This window comes from Streptomyces tailanensis, from assembly GCF_008386495.1.
In the GTDB taxonomy this organism is placed as follows: Bacteria; Actinomycetota; Actinomycetes; order Streptomycetales; family Streptomycetaceae; genus Streptomyces; species Streptomyces tailanensis.
Map to the genome: position 1 here is coordinate 1 of NZ_VTHJ01000069.1, position 14,152 is coordinate 14,152.

A 14,152-nucleotide genomic window follows, 5' to 3' on the forward strand; every position below is an offset into this window, starting at 1 on the left:
CGGCTACTTCGGCGGCCCGCACGTCCGCTACGTCCTGGACGAGAACCCCATGAGTTTCTGATCAATAGCATGCGCGCGCCTAGGAGTCCCCGGTGATCGGCCTATACCCCGATGTCGACTTGCATCGAGTGCAATTCCCCGGGGTTCAGCACATACGGCTTCCCCGCGACCGGCCCGTCAGCCTCCAGGTAGTAGCCGGCGCCGATCTGTACAGGGCGGATCGTCTCGTAGGGCACGAACGCGACGATCTCGATCGCCCGCGCGATCGGCAGCGGCATCTGGGCGAGCTCGTCCTCGGCGACCGGGATGATCTGGTCAGGGGCCAGTTCGTAGCCCTTGCCGATCTCGTCCTCGGTGAGGACCTGGCCGTCCAGCTCGCAGGCCTTGCGGTAGCGGACCGGGCCCATGTCCTCCAGGTGGACCTGGTGGAAGTGGACGCTGTGGTCCTCGGTCGCGGACGTGACCCGGATGGGGATGGTGACCAGGCCGAACGAGATGGCTCCGGACCAGATGGCGTGGGGCATGGCTGACCTCCGCGAGAGCCCCGAGCGGGACCAGCCTATGGGTGGTCTGGGTGCGCGGCACGTCGGCGGCCATGGACGTATGGCCGTCCCTTTTTGGGGCACTTCGTCACACGATGTCCGCTACTCGAACGGAGTCACCATGGTCATCAAAAAAATGCACGACATGGGCATCCGCAGCGAACACGCCTACATGGCCGCCATCGGCAGCATCGGCGCATCCTTCGTCACCTGGTTCACCAGCCTCAAAGCCGAGCCCGGCACGGGGCTCGCCCGCGCCGACCGGTGGGGAATCTTCGTCGGCGAATGGGCACCCACCTTCTTCGGCCTTGGCCTTGCTCTCTCCCACTACGAGCAGCAAGAGGGCACCCTCACCGCCAGCGTGCGCGAGTTGCGGAAGCAGAAGCAGCAGAAGGCCGGTTGACGGCGCGAGCGCGCAGCACAAGACGAAGCGGCCCCGCCCTCCCAGAGGACGGGGCCCTTACGCGTACACCCTGCGCTGCGGATCCAACGCACCCTCAGCCGGCGGGGCGCCCGGCCTACGCGCCACCCAAGTGCTCGTCGAACCGCTCCTTCAGCTCGCACAACTCCCGCGCTGTGTCGTCCACCTTGGATGCCGTCTCGTTCACCTTCCGCTCCGTCCGCGTCACCGTGTCCTTAATCGAACGGCCGCCGTTCGGAGACAACTCCTGCACCGCATCCACGATCGTCACGATCCGCCGGTTGATACGCCAGATCCCGCGCGCCAGCGCCCCGATCGCGAGCAACGCGGCAGCCCCGCCACCGACGAGGATGAGTAGATCCATCAGGCCTCCTGGACCGTGCGGGCCCAGCAGCGGGCCGTTCGAAAGGGAGTGTCACACAGCGGGTAGCTGGCATATTCCGGCCACTTGCACCTCTATGCATACTGGTATTCAGCCGACCGCTCAACTGAATGGAAGCCAGTCATGCAGGAAACCGCACGCCGCCCCGGCCGGCCCCGCGACCCCCAAGTCGCCGCCCGCGACGAACACATCTGCCAACTCATCGCCGCCTGCACCGCCTCCCGCAGCGCGCTGGCCGCCGCAACCGGCCACGACCGCGACGCCGTCTACCTCTCCTGCAAACGACTCCAGGCACAAGGCCGCATACGACCCTGTCTCGGCGCGAACGGCGCCGCAGTATGGGCCGTCGCCGACGGCACCCCCTGCCCCTGAACGGCGGACGACCGTGGACATCGAGAAGAGGATCCTCGACGCCGTCAGCGCCGAGGGAACCGAGTGGCAGACCAACGCCCCCTGCGCGACAGCCGACTTCGACTTCGTCCCCGACGTCGAGACAGACGACGGCGTCGACGAGGCGCAGCAGTGGTGCCGCACCTGCGACGTCCGTACCCAATGCCTCGCTTGGGCCATGCTCCACCGCGCCGAAGGCTACTGGGGCGGAACGAGCACCTATCAGCGCGACCAGCTGCGCCGCGTACGCACCCGCGCGAAGTGCCCGCTGTGCCAAGCCACGTCTCTCGTGTACGACGACCGCACGAGTTGTGTCTCGCCTGCGGGCAGTTCATCCTGCTGGAGAGCTACACGACCTACCCCACCATCTGGGCGCCGTACTACACCTGCCACAAGATCATGCGCGGCCTGCTCGACGCGCACACCCTGGCGGGCAATGCCCAGGCCCTGACCGTCGCCGCGAAGATGGGCGACTGGGTGCACAGCAGGCTCGGTCGCCTTCCGAAGGCGCAGTTGGAGCGCATGTGGTCGATCTACATCGCCGGTGAGTACGGCGGGATGAACGAGGTGATGGCCGACCTGTACGCCCTCACCGGCCGCGCCGAACACCTCGCCGCCGCCCGCTGCTTCGACAACACCGCGCTGCTCGACGCCTGCGCCGAGGACCGCGACATCCTCGACGGGCGGCACGCCAACCAGCACATCCCGCAGTTCACCGGCTACCTGCCGATGTTCGACCACACGGGGGAGGAGCGGTACGCGAGCGCGGCCCGGAAGTTCTGGGGGATGGTCGCCGGGCCCCGGACGTACAGCCTCGACGGCACGGGCCAGGGCGAGATGTTCCGGGCCCGGGGCGCGATCGCGGCCACCCTGGACGACAAGAACGCCGAGACCTGCGCGACGTACAACATGCTGAAGCTGAGCAGGCAGTTGTTCTTCCGCGAGCCGGACCCGGCATACATGGACCACTACGAGCGGGGGCTGACCAACCACATCCTCGCCTCCCGCCGGGACGCGGCCAGTACGGAGAGCCCCGAGGTCACGTACTTCGTCGGCATGGGGCCGGGAGTCGCGCGCGAGTACGGCAACACGGGCACCTGCTGCGGTGGCACCGGTATGGAGAACCACACCAAGTACCAGGACTCGGTGTACCTCCGCTCCGCCGACAGCGGCGCGCTGTACGTCAACCTGTATCTGGCCTCGACCCTGTGCTGGCCGGAGCGCGGTCTCGTCATCGAGCAGACGAGCGACTTCCCGGCCGAGGGCGTACGCACCCTGACGTTCCGCGAGGGCGCCGGCAGCCTCGACCTCAAGCTGCGCATTCCGTCCTGGGCCACGGGAGGGGTGACTGTCACGGTCAACGGGGTGCGGCAACGGGTCGAGGCCGTGCCGGGTACGTATCTGACCCTCAGCAGGAGTTGGCAGCGCGGAGACCGCGTCGGCATCTCCATGCTGTACCGGTTGCGTGTCGAGCGGGCCCTGGACGATCCCGCCGTCCAGTCGGTGTTCCACGGGCCAGTGCTGCTGGTCGCCCGGAGCGCGGAGCAAGGGTTCCGGCAGTTCTCCTTCTACAAGGACTTCACGCTGCGGGGCGACCTCGCCGACGTGATCCGGCCCGAGGGCCGACCGCACCACTTCACCACGCACGGCCTGGTCCTGGCTCCCTTCTTCGTCGGCTACACCAGCCGCTATCACGCGTACTTCCGGCGCGTCGAACGCGTCGTGGTGTTCGGCACGGCCGACTCCGGCGTACCCAACCGGGCCCGCGCGAACGGCCTGACCTTCCTCGACGTCCTCTGGGCGCAGGCGCCCTTCGCCACCTCGGCGGCGTTCGTGGAGTCAGTGCGGGTCCTGGCCGACGCCTGGGTGGCCGAGGGGTTGTTCAGCCGTACCGAGCGGGACGCGGTCGTCGCGGCGGCGGTCCGGGCGGATCTGCGGCGCCGAGCGCGCAAACTCTTGACGTGTACGTGGCGAAATGGGTACATGGGAGCGCTCCCATACCCTTCTGGTGCCTGAGATTCTCGGCGCTCACCCCACTGGAGTCGCAGTGAGAACAGACGCAGTAAGAACAACGAGAAGCACGCAGCGAAAGAGCCCCTTACTCATCCTCCTCGCCGGACTGGCGGCCCTCCTCGGCGTCCTTTCCCCGGTCGCCCAGGCCGCCCCGTCGCCCGGCACCCTCGCCACCGGCCTCCACATCAGCGACGGCCGGCTGCTCGAAGGCAACGGCAACGACTTCGTCATGCGCGGCGTCAACCACGCCCACACCTGGTACCCGAACGAGACCCAGTCGCTGTCCGACATCAAGGCCCTGGGCGCCAACTCCGTCCGCGTCGTCCTCTCCGACGGGCACCGCTGGACCGAGAACAGCGCCGCCGACGTGGCGAACGTCGTCGCCCAGTGCAAGGCCAACCGGCTGATCTGCGTCCTGGAGGTGCACGACACCACCGGATACGGCGAGGAAGCGGCCGCGGGCACGCTCGACCACGCCGCCGACTACTGGATCGGCCTCAGGGACGTCCTCGCCGGCGAGGAGAACTACGTCATCATCAACATCGGCAACGAGCCCTGGGGCAACACCAGTCCCGAGGGCTGGACCGCCCCCACGATCGCCGCCGTGCAGAAGCTGCGGGCCGCGGGCTTCGAGCACACGATCATGGTGGACGCGCCCAACTGGGGCCAGGACTGGCAGGGTGTCATGCGCGCCAACGCCCAGTCCGTCTACGACGCCGACACGACCGGCAACCTGATCTTCTCGATCCACATGTACAGCGTGTTCGACACCGCCGCCGAGATCACCGACTATCTCAACGCCTTCGTCGCGGCCGAACTGCCCATCCTCATCGGCGAGTTCGGCGGCCCAGCCGACCAGTGGGGCGACCCCGACGAGGACACGATGATGGCCACCGCCGAACAGCTCGACCTCGGCTACCTGGCCTGGTCCTGGAGCGGCAACACCGACCCGATCCTCGACCTGTCGATCGGCTTCGACCCCAACCAGCTCAGCTCCTGGGGCCAGCGCATCTTCAACGGGGCCAACGGCATCGCCCAGACCTCGAAGGAGGCCACGATCTTCGGCGGCGGCACCCCGGGTGACACCCAGGCCCCCACCGCCCCCGGCACCCCGACGGCCTCCGCCGTGACGGCCACCACCGCCACCCTCGGCTGGGCCGCCGCCACGGACAATGTCGGCGTCACCGCGTACGACGTGGTCCGGATCAACGGCGGCACGGAGACAAAGGTCGCCGCGTCCACCACCAACTCCGTCACGGTGACGGGCCTGACCGCCGACACCGCGTACACCTTCGCGGTCTACGCCCGTGACGCGGCCGGCCACCGCTCGCCCCGCTCGGCCACGGTGAACGTCACCACCGAGGGCACACCCGCCGGAACCTGCTCCGTCGCCTACCGCGCCACCAACGAGTGGCCCGGCGGCTTCCAGGGCGAGATCGTCATCCGCAACACCGGCACCGCCGCTCTCAACGGCTGGACGCTCGCCTTCGCCTTCGCCGACGGCCAGACCATCACCAACATGTGGGGTGGGAAACCGACCCAGAACGGTGGCTCGGTGAGTGTCGCCGCGGCCTCCTACACCTCCAACATCCCCGCCGGCGGCTCGGTGACCGTCGGCTTCACCGCGAGCAAGGGCGCCATGAACACCGCACCGACCGCCTTCACCCTCAACGGCGGCACCTGCACGGCCGCCTGACGTTTTTCGGTCGGCGGCGCGCACGGGTGGCGCGGGCGGGCGCGTGGAGGCGCGTTCGCCATGCTTTCGGGCGTTCCCGCTGGACCGGTCGAGTGCCGGTGGCTTTGATGGTGGCGGCAAGGACGGCCGCTCCCCGACCTGTGGCGGCACGGTCGTCGTGCCGCCAACCGTCAACGACGCCGCGTGCGCACCGGAGATGAGCTGCCATGGTGACCGACCGGTACGGCAACCGCCTGTACGAGTGCACCGCCGAAGCGGCGGGACATCTGGACCGTGCTGTGGAGGGGCTGCTGTTCTTCCGCCCGGACTTCCCCGACGCGGTCCAGGACGCCGTATCGGCGTGCCCGTCCTCGCCCCTGGCCCAGGCGTTCGCCGCCTACCTGGGCGTGCTCGGCACCGAGTCGCGCGACGCCGTCGAGGCCCGGCAGCGGTTCGCGGAGTTCAGCGCCGGACTGGACCACTCGGCGCTGCCGCACCGCGAACATATGCACATGGCGGCGGCGCGGGCCTGGCTCGGGGGAGACATGGGGCGGGCCGGGCAGGTTCTGGAGGAGCTCGTCGTGGAGAGCCCCCGTGATCCGCTGGCTCTGGCGGTGGGCCATCAACTCGACTTCTTCACCGGTGACGCGACCCGGCTGCGCGACAGGATCGGCGGGGCACTGCCCGCCTGGGAGACGGAGGATCCCCATCGCGGGCCGCTGATGGGCATGTACGCCTTCGGCCTGGAGGAGTCGGGCCACTATGACCGCGCCCGGGAAGTGGCCCTCGCCGCCGTCGAGCGCAATCCCCATGACGTCTGGGCCATCCACGCCGTGGTGCACGTCCACGAGATGCAGGGGCGCTTCGCCGAGGGCATCGACTATCTCGACGCCCGCCTCGACGACTGGGCGAGCGGCACCCTCCTGACCGTCCACAACTGGTGGCACTACGCCCTGTACGCGCTGGAGGCGGGCGACACCGACACGGCCACCCGGATCTACGACGCCGTACTGCACCACAAGGACTCGACCGGGTTCGTCATGGAACTCCTCGACGCCGCCGCCCTGTTGTGGCGCTTCCTCCTCGCCGGCCTCGATCAGGACGCCCGCTGGCAGACCCTGGCCGACGCGTGGGCCGAGCGCGCGGATCCGCCGTACTACGCCTTCAACGACGTACACGCCGTCATGGCCTTCGCCGGAGCGGGACGGCTGAAGGCGGCCGACGAGTTCATCGCCGAGCGACGGCGCTGGCTCACCCTGGACGGCACCCGCCCCACCAGCAACCACGCGATGACCGCCGAGATCGGCCTGCCCGTCTGCGAGGCGCTGGTCGCCCACGTCCGCGGGGAGTACCCGGCGGTGATCGACCTGCTCTGGCCGATCCGCCGCCGTCTGCACACCTTCGGCGGCAGCCACGCCCAGCGGGACGCGATCCAGCGGACCCTTCTGGAGGCGACCCTGCGCGCGAACCGACACGACCTGGCCCGCCGGCTGCTGGGCGAACGCACCGGCCTGAGCCCGCACAGCCCCTACAACTGGCTGGGCCGGGCCCGACTCGCCGACTCCCTTGGCGAGGCGGGCCGAGCAGCCGCCGCCCGCGCCGCGGCGACCGAACTGGCCGCTCCCGCCGCGGGCAGGCTGAGCCGGAGCCCGCACCGGGCGTACCTCACGACGCGGGGTGCGGCCGACCAGTAGTCCCTTACCTCATGCCGATCTCGGTCCCGGGCCCGAGCGGCAGGCCAAAGCCGTGGAAGATGCCCAGGATCGCCAGCCACACCAGCAGGAACGGGACGGTGAAGATGGACAGCCGGGCGATCAGCGTGCCGAGGCGGGCGTCCGGCTAATCGGCCCTGTACCGGTGAGCAGTACTCGCGGACGGGCCTCTCCCGGAGCGGCGAGGGGGTGCAGGCGCGCGAGCTGCGCGGGGTCGGTGACGACGACCCAGGCACCGCTGTCCTGGAGGAAGTGGGCGAGCTCGGCGTCGGAGGAGCGGGGGTTGAGCGGTACCCCGATCGCTCCGGCGCGGAGGACCGCGAGGACGCTCTCCACCCTCTCGACGTGATTGCCGAGACAGATCGCGACCCGGTCACCACACGCCAGCCCTGTACGGGCGAGATACGCGGTCAGCCTCCCGGTACGCCGCTCCGGCTCGGCATAGGTGACGCCGCGCAGGTCGTCGGCGAACGCCACCCGCGAGGGCGCTGTCGCGGCGTGCGCCTTCAGCAACTCCGGCAGCGGCCGTATCAGCTCGTCGTGCTCCATGTCGCCGCCTCCCCGGCCCGCGAGGGGCCCGCTCCCACACCGTCGATCTCCTTACGGGACAACGGAGTTGAGCCTAAGCGGGTGACAACCGGATACCCGGACATGGCGATGACCGGCGTTTCGGATCGGCCGGCGGCACGCGTGGGAACCGCCGCTCACCCGGCCGACCCCTGCCTACGACAGGCAGCCCACATGCGCCAGGGCCTGCTTCAGCAGGACTCCCTGGCCGCCCGGCATCTCGCTCTGGACCGACTCCGACGCGGCCTCCTGCGGGCTGAACCACACCAGGTCGAGCGCGTCCTGCCGGGGACGGCAGTCACCGGCCACCGGGACGATGTACGCGAGGGACACCGCGTGCTGGCGCGGGTCGTGGAACGGCGTTATGCCCAGCGTCGGGAAGTACTCGGCGACGGTGAAGGGCTGGAGCGCGGCCGGGACCCGGGGCAGTGCCACCGGGCCGAGGTCCTTCTCCAGATGACGCAGCAGGGCGTCGCGCACCCGCTCGTGGTGCATCACGCGTCCGGAGACCAGCGTGCGGCTGACCGTTCCGTCCGGGCCGATGCGCAGCAGCAGGCCGATGCTGGTGACTTCGCCGCTGTCGTCGACGCGCACGGGCACGGCCTCGACGTACAGGATCGGCATCCGGGCTCGCGCCGATTCGAGTTCGTCGGAACTCAGCCAGCCGGGCGTGGTTTCGGTCATGTCAGACATTGGCTGATCATACTTTCATCGTCATCGGGTGTGCGCGTCGCTCCGATCACACATTCCCGGGTCGCGGCGATCACATGCGCCGCGCCGACGATCAGCCGCGGGCGGCCCACATGCCGCGCACATGACCCAGATGGCGGGTCAGCACGGCGCGTACGGCGTCCTCGTCGCGGTCGAGGAGGGCGTCCAGGAGTTCCAGGTGTTCCTGGGCGGAGGACAGCAGCCGGCCGGCCTCGACGAGCGCGGTGAGACCGTAGAGCCGTGAGCGTTTGCGCAGGTCGCCGACCACTTCGACGAGGTGCGCGTTGCCCGCGAGGGCGAGCAGGCCGAGGTGGAAGCGGGTGTCGGCCTCGACGTACGCGATGAGGTCCCCGGCGGCCGCGGCGGCCACGATCTCCCGGGCGGCGGGCCGCAGCGCCTCCAGGGAGACCGGGTCGGCGGTCCCGGCCAGGCCGACGGTGGTCGGGATCTCGATGAGCGAGCGGAGGTGGGTGTACTCGTCGAGCTGCTTCTCGGTGACCTCGGTGACCCGGAACCCCTTGTTGGGCACGGTGTCGACCAGTCCCTCCTTGGCCAGATCCAGCATGGCCTCGCGCACCGGCGTCGCCGAGACGCCGAAGCGGGCGGCGAGCGCGGGCGCGGAGTACACCTCGCCCGGCCGCAGCTCACCGGCGATCAGCGCGGCCCGCAGCGCGTCGGCGACCCGCTCGCGGTAGCTGCGCTTCTTGCCGCCCAGCGTCGGCAGGGCGGGGGCGGACGAGGCCATGGGACTCTCCAGACAACGAACTGAAAGACGAACTAGAGGACGAATCCGGCCGGGAACGGGTCGGACGGGTCGAGCAGGTACTGCGCCGTGCCGGTGACCCAGGCGCGGCCGGTGAAGCTGGGCAGCACGGCCGGTACGCCGGCCACCTCGGTCTCGCCGAGCAGCCGTCCCGTGAACCGGGTGCCGATGAAGGACTCGTTCACGAACTCGGTGTGCAAGGGCAGTTCGCCCCGCGCGTGCAGTTGTGCCATACGCGCGCTGGTGCCCGTACCGCAGGGTGAGCGGTCGAACCAGCCGGGGTGGATCGCCATCGCGTGCCGGGAGTGCCGGGCGGTGGCACCGGGAGCGTACAGATGGACGTGATGGACCCCATGGATCGACGGGTCCTCGGGGTGCACGGGCTCCTCCTCGGCGTTGATCGCGTCCATCAGAGCCAGGCCCGCCCGGAGGATGTCGTCCTTGCGGGAGCGGTCGAAGGGCAGCCCGAACTGCTCCAGCGGCAGGATGGCGTAGAAGTTGCCGCCGTATGCAAGGTCATATGTCACCGTCCGCCCGTCGGCGAGTGCGATTTTGCGGTCGAGGCCGACCGAGAAGGACGGCACGCTCTGCAAGGTGACCGCCTTCGCCGCGCCGTCCTCCACCGCCACCTCGGCCACGACGAGGCCCGCCGGGGTGTCCAGGCGGATCGTGGTCACCGGCTCGACGACCTCGACCATGCCGGTCTCGACGAGCACGGTCGCGACCCCGATCGTGCCGTGCCCGCACATCGGCAGATAGCCGGAGACCTCGATGTAGACGACGCCGTAGTCGCAGTCGGGGCGGGTGGGCGGCTGCAGGATCGCGCCGCTCATCGCCGCGTGCCCGCGCGGCTCGTTCATCAGCAACTGCTTGACGTCGTCGCGGTGTTCACGGAACCACAGCCGACGCTCGTTCATGGTCGCGCCGGGGATCGTGCCGATCCCGCCGGTGATCACCCGGGTGGGCATGCCCTCGGTGTGCGAGTCGACGGCGTGCAGGACGAGTTTGCTGCGCATGACCGGTCTCCCTTCCCGCCCGGGTTACGCGAGCCCCGCCGCGACGGCCTTCTCGGTGGCGGAACGGATCGCGGCCTCCTGCTCCGGCAGCAGCTCCACCCGGGGCGGACGGCAGCGTCCGCCATGGCGGCCCACGACATCCATGGACAACTTGATGGCCTGCACGAACTCGACCTTGGAGTCCCAGCGCAGCAGCGGGTGCAGCTGTGCGTAGAGCTGTTTGGCCGTCGCGAGGTCGCCCTCCACCGCCGCGTGGTACAGCTCCACGGTCGCGGCCGGCAGCGCGTTCGGGTACCCGGCGACCCAGCCCTTGGCGCCCGCCAGCGCGAGCTCCAGCAGTACGTCGTCCGCGCCGATCAACAGGTCCAGTTCCGGGGCGAGTTCGGCGAGCTGGTAGGCGCGGCGGACGTCCCCGGAGAACTCCTTCACACCCTGGATGTACCCCTCGCCGTGCAGCTTGGCCAGCAGCTCGGGGACGAGGTCGACCTTGGTGTCGATGGGGTTGTTGTACGCCACGATCGGCACACCCGCCTTCGCGACCTCCGCGTAGTGCGCGAGCACGGACCGCTCGTCGGCGCGGTACGCGTTCGGCGGCAGCAGCATCACCGACGCGCAGCCCGCGTCCCGCGCCTGCTCGGCCCAGCGCCGGGACTCGGCGGACCCGTACGCGGCGACCCCCGGCATCACCCGCGAGCCGCCGATCGCCGCGACCGCCGTCTCGACGACCTTGGCCCGCTCCTCGGGCGTCAGTACCTGGTACTCGCCGAGCGAGCCGTTCGGTACGACACCGTCGCAGCCGTTCTCGACCAGCCAGGCGCAGTGCTCGGCGTACCGGTCGAAGTCGACGGACAGGTCGTCCCGCAGGGGGAGGGCGGTGGCGACGAGCACGCCGCGCCAGGGACGGTTTTCGGTGAGGATCGAGGTGGTCGGCATGGTGGGTTCCCTCTCAATGAGGTGTGACATATTACTGATCGGGTGCTACTTCAGTGTCCGCTGCCTGGTCTGCTGCTTGGTCTGTGACCTGTGCCAGCACCCCCAGCGGCACCGGCCGCGCGAACGGCCGCCGGGCCACGCTCTCCGGGCACCCGGCGATCCCCGCGACGGCGGGCCCGCACACGCGCCCCTGGCACCAGCCCATCCCGGCCCGGGTGAGCAGCTTCACGGTCCGTACGTCCCCGGCGCCCAGTTCGCCGACGGCCGCGCGGACCGCCCCGGCGGTGACCTCCTCGCACCGGCAGACGACGGTGCCGTCGGTGACCTGCTCGGTCCAGTGCGCCGGCGGTGCGTACACGGAGTCGAGCGCGGCGAAGAACTCCCGTAGCGCCGCACGGGACTTGGCGGCCGCCGCCCACTCCCGCGGATCGGGATCCCGGCCCCACAGCCGGGCGGCCGCCGACCGCCCGGCGATGTGCCCCTCGGCGAGGGCGAGGGCCGCGCCGCCGATGCCGGTGGTCTCACCCGCCGCCCAGACGCCCGGCACGTCGGTGCGCTGCTCCTCGTCGACGTGGACGTTCGGCCCGGTGATCCGGCAGCCGAGCGTCTCGGCGAGGTCGGTGTGCGGCAGCATGCCGTGTCCGACGGCGAGCGTGTCGCAGGGGATGCTCCGCTCGGTGCCGGGCCGGACACGCCCCGCGGCGTCGAGCGCGGCGACGGTCACGGCCGCCAGCCGGTCCGTGCCGTGCGTCTCGACCACGGTGTGGCGTACGAGAGTCCGCACCCGGCGGCGCAGCAACTCCCTCGCGTACCCGGCGCCTTCGGCCAGCTTGTCCGGCCGGCCCGCCAGCGCCCCGGCCCGCCGCACGAGCGCCTTCGGATCCGCCGACTCCACCAGCGCGGCCACCGTGACACCGGCCGCCGCGAGCCCCGTCGCCACCGGCAGCAGCAGTGGACCGGTCCCGGCGACGACCGCCGTACGGCCCGGCACCGCGAGTCCGCCCTTCAGCATGGCCTGCGCGCCCCCGGCGGTGACGACGCCGGGCAGGGTCCAGCCGGGGAAGGGGAGTACCTTCTCGTAGCCGCCGGTCGCGAGGAGGACGGCGTCCGCGTGTACCACGGCCGGCTTCTCCTGCTCGGGGCCGAGCAGCGCGTGCACGGTGAAGCCCTCGGGTGTCCGCTCTTTCCGCTCGACGCACCAGACGTGGTGGTCCGCCAAGTGGCCGACGCGTCCGGCGGCGATGTACTGATCCAGGCCCTCGCGCAGCCGTCGCCAGGTCCGCCACTGGTGGTGCAGGGCCTCCGGCCGCCGCGCGCCGAGCCCGGCCGAGGGCTGCCGGTAGAACTGGCCGCCGACCGCCGCCGCGGAGTCGACCACCGTGACGCGCACGCCCCGCCCGGCCGCCGCCAGCGCCGCGGCGAGCCCGGCGGGGCCCGCGCCGATCACCGCGAGATGGGGTCCCTCAGCGCTCATGGCCCGTCCCCTCTTGCGTCCGGATGGAGTCGCCCGGCCGGACCGGGACCAGGCAAGCCCGTTGATTGGGGCGGTCGTTGACCGTGACGAGGCAGTCGAAGCAGACGCCGATGCCGCAGAAGATCCCGCGCGGCCGGCCCTCGCCCCGGGTGGTGCGCCAGGACGTGACCCCGGCGGCCCAGAGCGCGGCGGCGACCGTCTGACCGGGCAGCGCGTCGATCTCCCGACCGTCCAACGTGACGGTGAAGGCGGGCCCCGGTTCCGCTTCCGCGAGTTCCAGCGGGTTCATGCCGTGTCCCCCTCGTAGGCCTCGCACTCCTCGAACCGATCCGGCCGGAACGGCATCAGGTCCAGATCGGGCGTCTTCCCGCCGAGCATCTGGGCGATCAGCTGCCCGGTGCCGGTGGCGAGCCCGATCCCGGCGCCCTCGTGGCCGCAGGCGTGGAACAGCCCCGGCACCCGGGGGTCGGGCCCGATCGCGGGCAGATGGTCGGGCATGTACGGCCGGAAGCCGATGTACGTCCGCATCGCCCGCACCCGTTCCAGGAAGGGAAACAGCCGGGTGGCGCCCGCCGCCAGCGCCCGTACGACGGGCAGCGAGAACGACCGGTCGAAGCCGACGCGCTCCCGGCTCGCCCCGATCAGCACCGGCCCGGCGGCCGTGCCCTCGACGACCGGGGAGGTCTGGAGCGCCGCCGAGTCGCTGGCCACGTCGGCCACGTAGTCGGCGGCGTACACCTTGTGCCGCACCAGGGGCGGGAGCGGCTCGGTGACGAGGACGAAGCCGCGCCGGGGGAGGACGGGCAGGCCGACTCCGGCGAGCGTGGCCAGCTCGCCGCCCCAGGTTCCGGCGGCGTTCACGACGGCCGGTGCGTGGATGTCGCCCCGGTCGGTCCGTACGCCGCGTACGGTGCCGGCGGCCGCGCGCAGCACCTCGGTCACGGTGCGGCCGGTGAGCAGCCGGGCGCCGGAGGCCCGTACGAGATGGGCGGCGGCCAGGGTGGGCATGACCTGGGCGTCCTGCGGGTAGTACACGCCGCCCGCGAGGCCGGGTGCCAAGTAGGGCTCCAGATCGGCGAGTTGATGTGCGGCGATGGTTTCCGCCGTGACTCCGGCGGCGCGCTGCCCGGCCGCGAAGTCCTCCAGGGCGCTGAGCCCGTCCGGGGTGGAGGCGACGACGAGGCCGCCCTTCGCCTCGTACTCGAACGCCGGGCCGAGGCCGGGCTCGGCGGCCAGTTCGGTCCACAACCGATTGGACAGCAGGGCGAGTTCGAGCTCGGGGCCCGGTTCCTTGTCGGAGACCAGGAGGTTGCCCTCACCGGCGCCGGTCGTGCCGCCCGCCACCGGGCCCCGGTCCACCACGGCGACGCCCAGACCCGTCCGGGCCGCGTACAGGGCGCAGGCCGCGCCCACCATTCCCGCTCCGACAACCACGACGTCGCAGGTCAGTCGCTCGGTCACGCCAGTACTATGTCACATGGCTCTGTCCGCGTGAAGAGCGCGAAACCCCGGCGTACGTCCCGACGGCGTCGCCGTCGGGCTACCCTGCACGC

Annotated in this window: 14 protein-coding genes and 2 pseudogenes; 6 read left to right on the plus strand and 10 right to left on the minus strand. The window is 71.0% G+C overall.

The window, feature by feature from the left end; genetic code table 11:
* Window positions 1-146: 146 nt before the first annotated feature.
* Window positions 147-524, minus strand: a pseudogene (locus tag F3T56_RS38160) (Ku protein); the annotation flags it as partial.
* A 139-nt stretch (window positions 525-663) separates the two neighbouring features.
* On the opposite strand from F3T56_RS38160, the gene F3T56_RS38165 reads away from it, so the two are divergent.
* A complete protein-coding gene (locus tag F3T56_RS38165) occupies window positions 664-945 on the plus strand; it encodes a hypothetical protein (protein ID WP_149830104.1) in 282 nt (93 codons plus the stop codon).
* Between the two features lie 115 nt (window positions 946-1,060).
* On the opposite strand, the gene F3T56_RS46625 is transcribed toward F3T56_RS38165, so the two are convergent.
* Entirely contained in the window at window positions 1,061-1,327 is a 267-nt protein-coding gene (locus tag F3T56_RS46625; protein ID WP_172639331.1) for a hypothetical protein, read from the minus strand.
* 141 nt (window positions 1,328-1,468) lie between these two features.
* Between F3T56_RS46625 and F3T56_RS46630 the strand changes: the two genes are divergently transcribed.
* The 5 genes and pseudogenes from F3T56_RS46630 (at window position 1,469) to F3T56_RS38185 (ending at window position 7,117) form a co-directional block, all read left to right on the plus strand.
* Complete coding sequence (locus F3T56_RS46630) at window positions 1,469-1,717, plus strand: hypothetical protein (protein ID WP_172639332.1); 249 nt, start codon at window positions 1,469-1,471, stop codon at window positions 1,715-1,717.
* A 13-nt stretch (window positions 1,718-1,730) separates the two neighbouring features.
* A pseudogene (locus F3T56_RS50335) lies at window positions 1,731-1,913 on the plus strand (WhiB family transcriptional regulator); the annotation flags it as partial.
* An 83-nt stretch (window positions 1,914-1,996) separates the two neighbouring features.
* A complete protein-coding gene (locus F3T56_RS38175) occupies window positions 1,997-3,751 on the plus strand; it encodes a beta-L-arabinofuranosidase domain-containing protein (RefSeq protein WP_246204287.1) in 1,755 nt (584 codons plus the stop codon).
* A gap of 31 nt (window positions 3,752-3,782) precedes the next feature.
* Window positions 3,783-5,444: a cellulase family glycosylhydrolase gene (locus F3T56_RS38180; protein ID WP_246204288.1), complete on the plus strand. Its 1,662-nt coding sequence runs from the start codon at window positions 3,783-3,785 to the stop codon at window positions 5,442-5,444.
* A gap of 206 nt (window positions 5,445-5,650) precedes the next feature.
* Window positions 5,651-7,117, plus strand: a complete 1,467-nt coding sequence (locus F3T56_RS38185; protein WP_149830064.1) for a tetratricopeptide repeat protein — start codon at window positions 5,651-5,653, stop codon at window positions 7,115-7,117.
* 120 nt (window positions 7,118-7,237) lie between these two features.
* Here the strand turns inward: F3T56_RS38185 and F3T56_RS38195 are convergent, their stop codons facing one another.
* The 8 genes from F3T56_RS38195 to F3T56_RS38230 all read right to left on the minus strand — a co-directional run bounded on the left by F3T56_RS38195 (window position 7,238) and on the right by F3T56_RS38230 (window position 14,060).
* A complete protein-coding gene (locus F3T56_RS38195; RefSeq protein WP_149830065.1) occupies window positions 7,238-7,684 on the minus strand; it encodes an AMP-binding protein in 447 nt (148 codons plus the stop codon).
* 174 nt (window positions 7,685-7,858) lie between these two features.
* A complete protein-coding gene (locus tag F3T56_RS38200) occupies window positions 7,859-8,386 on the minus strand; it encodes an NUDIX hydrolase family protein (protein ID WP_172639339.1) in 528 nt (175 codons plus the stop codon).
* A gap of 100 nt (window positions 8,387-8,486) precedes the next feature.
* Complete coding sequence (locus tag F3T56_RS38205) at window positions 8,487-9,158, minus strand: GntR family transcriptional regulator (protein ID WP_149830067.1); 672 nt, start codon at window positions 9,156-9,158, stop codon at window positions 8,487-8,489.
* A gap of 32 nt (window positions 9,159-9,190) precedes the next feature.
* Window positions 9,191-10,192, minus strand: coding sequence for a proline racemase family protein (locus F3T56_RS38210; RefSeq protein WP_149830068.1), 1,002 nt, complete (start codon window positions 10,190-10,192; stop codon window positions 9,191-9,193).
* Between the two features lie 24 nt (window positions 10,193-10,216).
* Window positions 10,217-11,125, minus strand: coding sequence for a dihydrodipicolinate synthase family protein (locus F3T56_RS38215; protein WP_149830069.1), 909 nt, complete (start codon window positions 11,123-11,125; stop codon window positions 10,217-10,219).
* A 31-nt stretch (window positions 11,126-11,156) separates the two neighbouring features.
* On the minus strand, window positions 11,157-12,599 hold the full coding sequence (locus tag F3T56_RS38220) for an FAD-dependent oxidoreductase (RefSeq protein WP_149830070.1): 1,443 nt from the start codon (window positions 12,597-12,599) through the stop codon (window positions 11,157-11,159).
* The gene (locus F3T56_RS38225; protein ID WP_149830071.1) at window positions 12,589-12,888 is read right to left on the minus strand and encodes a (2Fe-2S)-binding protein; all 300 of its coding nucleotides are present in this window, start codon (window positions 12,886-12,888) and stop codon (window positions 12,589-12,591) included. The genes F3T56_RS38220 and F3T56_RS38225 overlap by 11 nt, the downstream gene beginning before the upstream one ends.
* A complete protein-coding gene (locus tag F3T56_RS38230) occupies window positions 12,885-14,060 on the minus strand; it encodes an NAD(P)/FAD-dependent oxidoreductase (RefSeq protein ID WP_149830072.1) in 1,176 nt (391 codons plus the stop codon). The genes F3T56_RS38225 and F3T56_RS38230 overlap by 4 nt, the downstream gene beginning before the upstream one ends.
* Window positions 14,061-14,152 lie beyond the last annotated feature (92 nt).

Excerpts from the sequence above, each read along its gene's own strand:
- F3T56_RS38165 (WP_149830104.1), top strand. The coding sequence starts at position 664 with ATGGTCATCAAAAAAATGCACGACATGGGCATCCGCAGCGAACACGCC.
- F3T56_RS46625 (WP_172639331.1), bottom strand. The coding sequence starts at position 1,327 with ATGGATCTACTCATCCTCGTCGGTGGCGGGGCTGCCGCGTTGCTCGCG.
- F3T56_RS46630 (WP_172639332.1), top strand. The coding sequence starts at position 1,469 with ATGCAGGAAACCGCACGCCGCCCCGGCCGGCCCCGCGACCCCCAAGTC.
- F3T56_RS38185 (WP_149830064.1), top strand. The coding sequence starts at position 5,651 with ATGGTGACCGACCGGTACGGCAACCGCCTGTACGAGTGCACCGCCGAA.
- F3T56_RS38195 (WP_149830065.1), bottom strand. The coding sequence starts at position 7,684 with ATGGAGCACGACGAGCTGATACGGCCGCTGCCGGAGTTGCTGAAGGCG.
- F3T56_RS38200 (WP_172639339.1), bottom strand. The coding sequence starts at position 8,386 with ATGACCGAAACCACGCCCGGCTGGCTGAGTTCCGACGAACTCGAATCG.
- F3T56_RS38205 (WP_149830067.1), bottom strand. The coding sequence starts at position 9,158 with ATGGCCTCGTCCGCCCCCGCCCTGCCGACGCTGGGCGGCAAGAAGCGC.
- F3T56_RS38210 (WP_149830068.1), bottom strand. The coding sequence starts at position 10,192 with ATGCGCAGCAAACTCGTCCTGCACGCCGTCGACTCGCACACCGAGGGC.
- F3T56_RS38215 (WP_149830069.1), bottom strand. The coding sequence starts at position 11,125 with ATGCCGACCACCTCGATCCTCACCGAAAACCGTCCCTGGCGCGGCGTG.
- F3T56_RS38220 (WP_149830070.1), bottom strand. The coding sequence starts at position 12,599 with ATGAGCGCTGAGGGACCCCATCTCGCGGTGATCGGCGCGGGCCCCGCC.
- F3T56_RS38225 (WP_149830071.1), bottom strand. The coding sequence starts at position 12,888 with ATGAACCCGCTGGAACTCGCGGAAGCGGAACCGGGGCCCGCCTTCACC.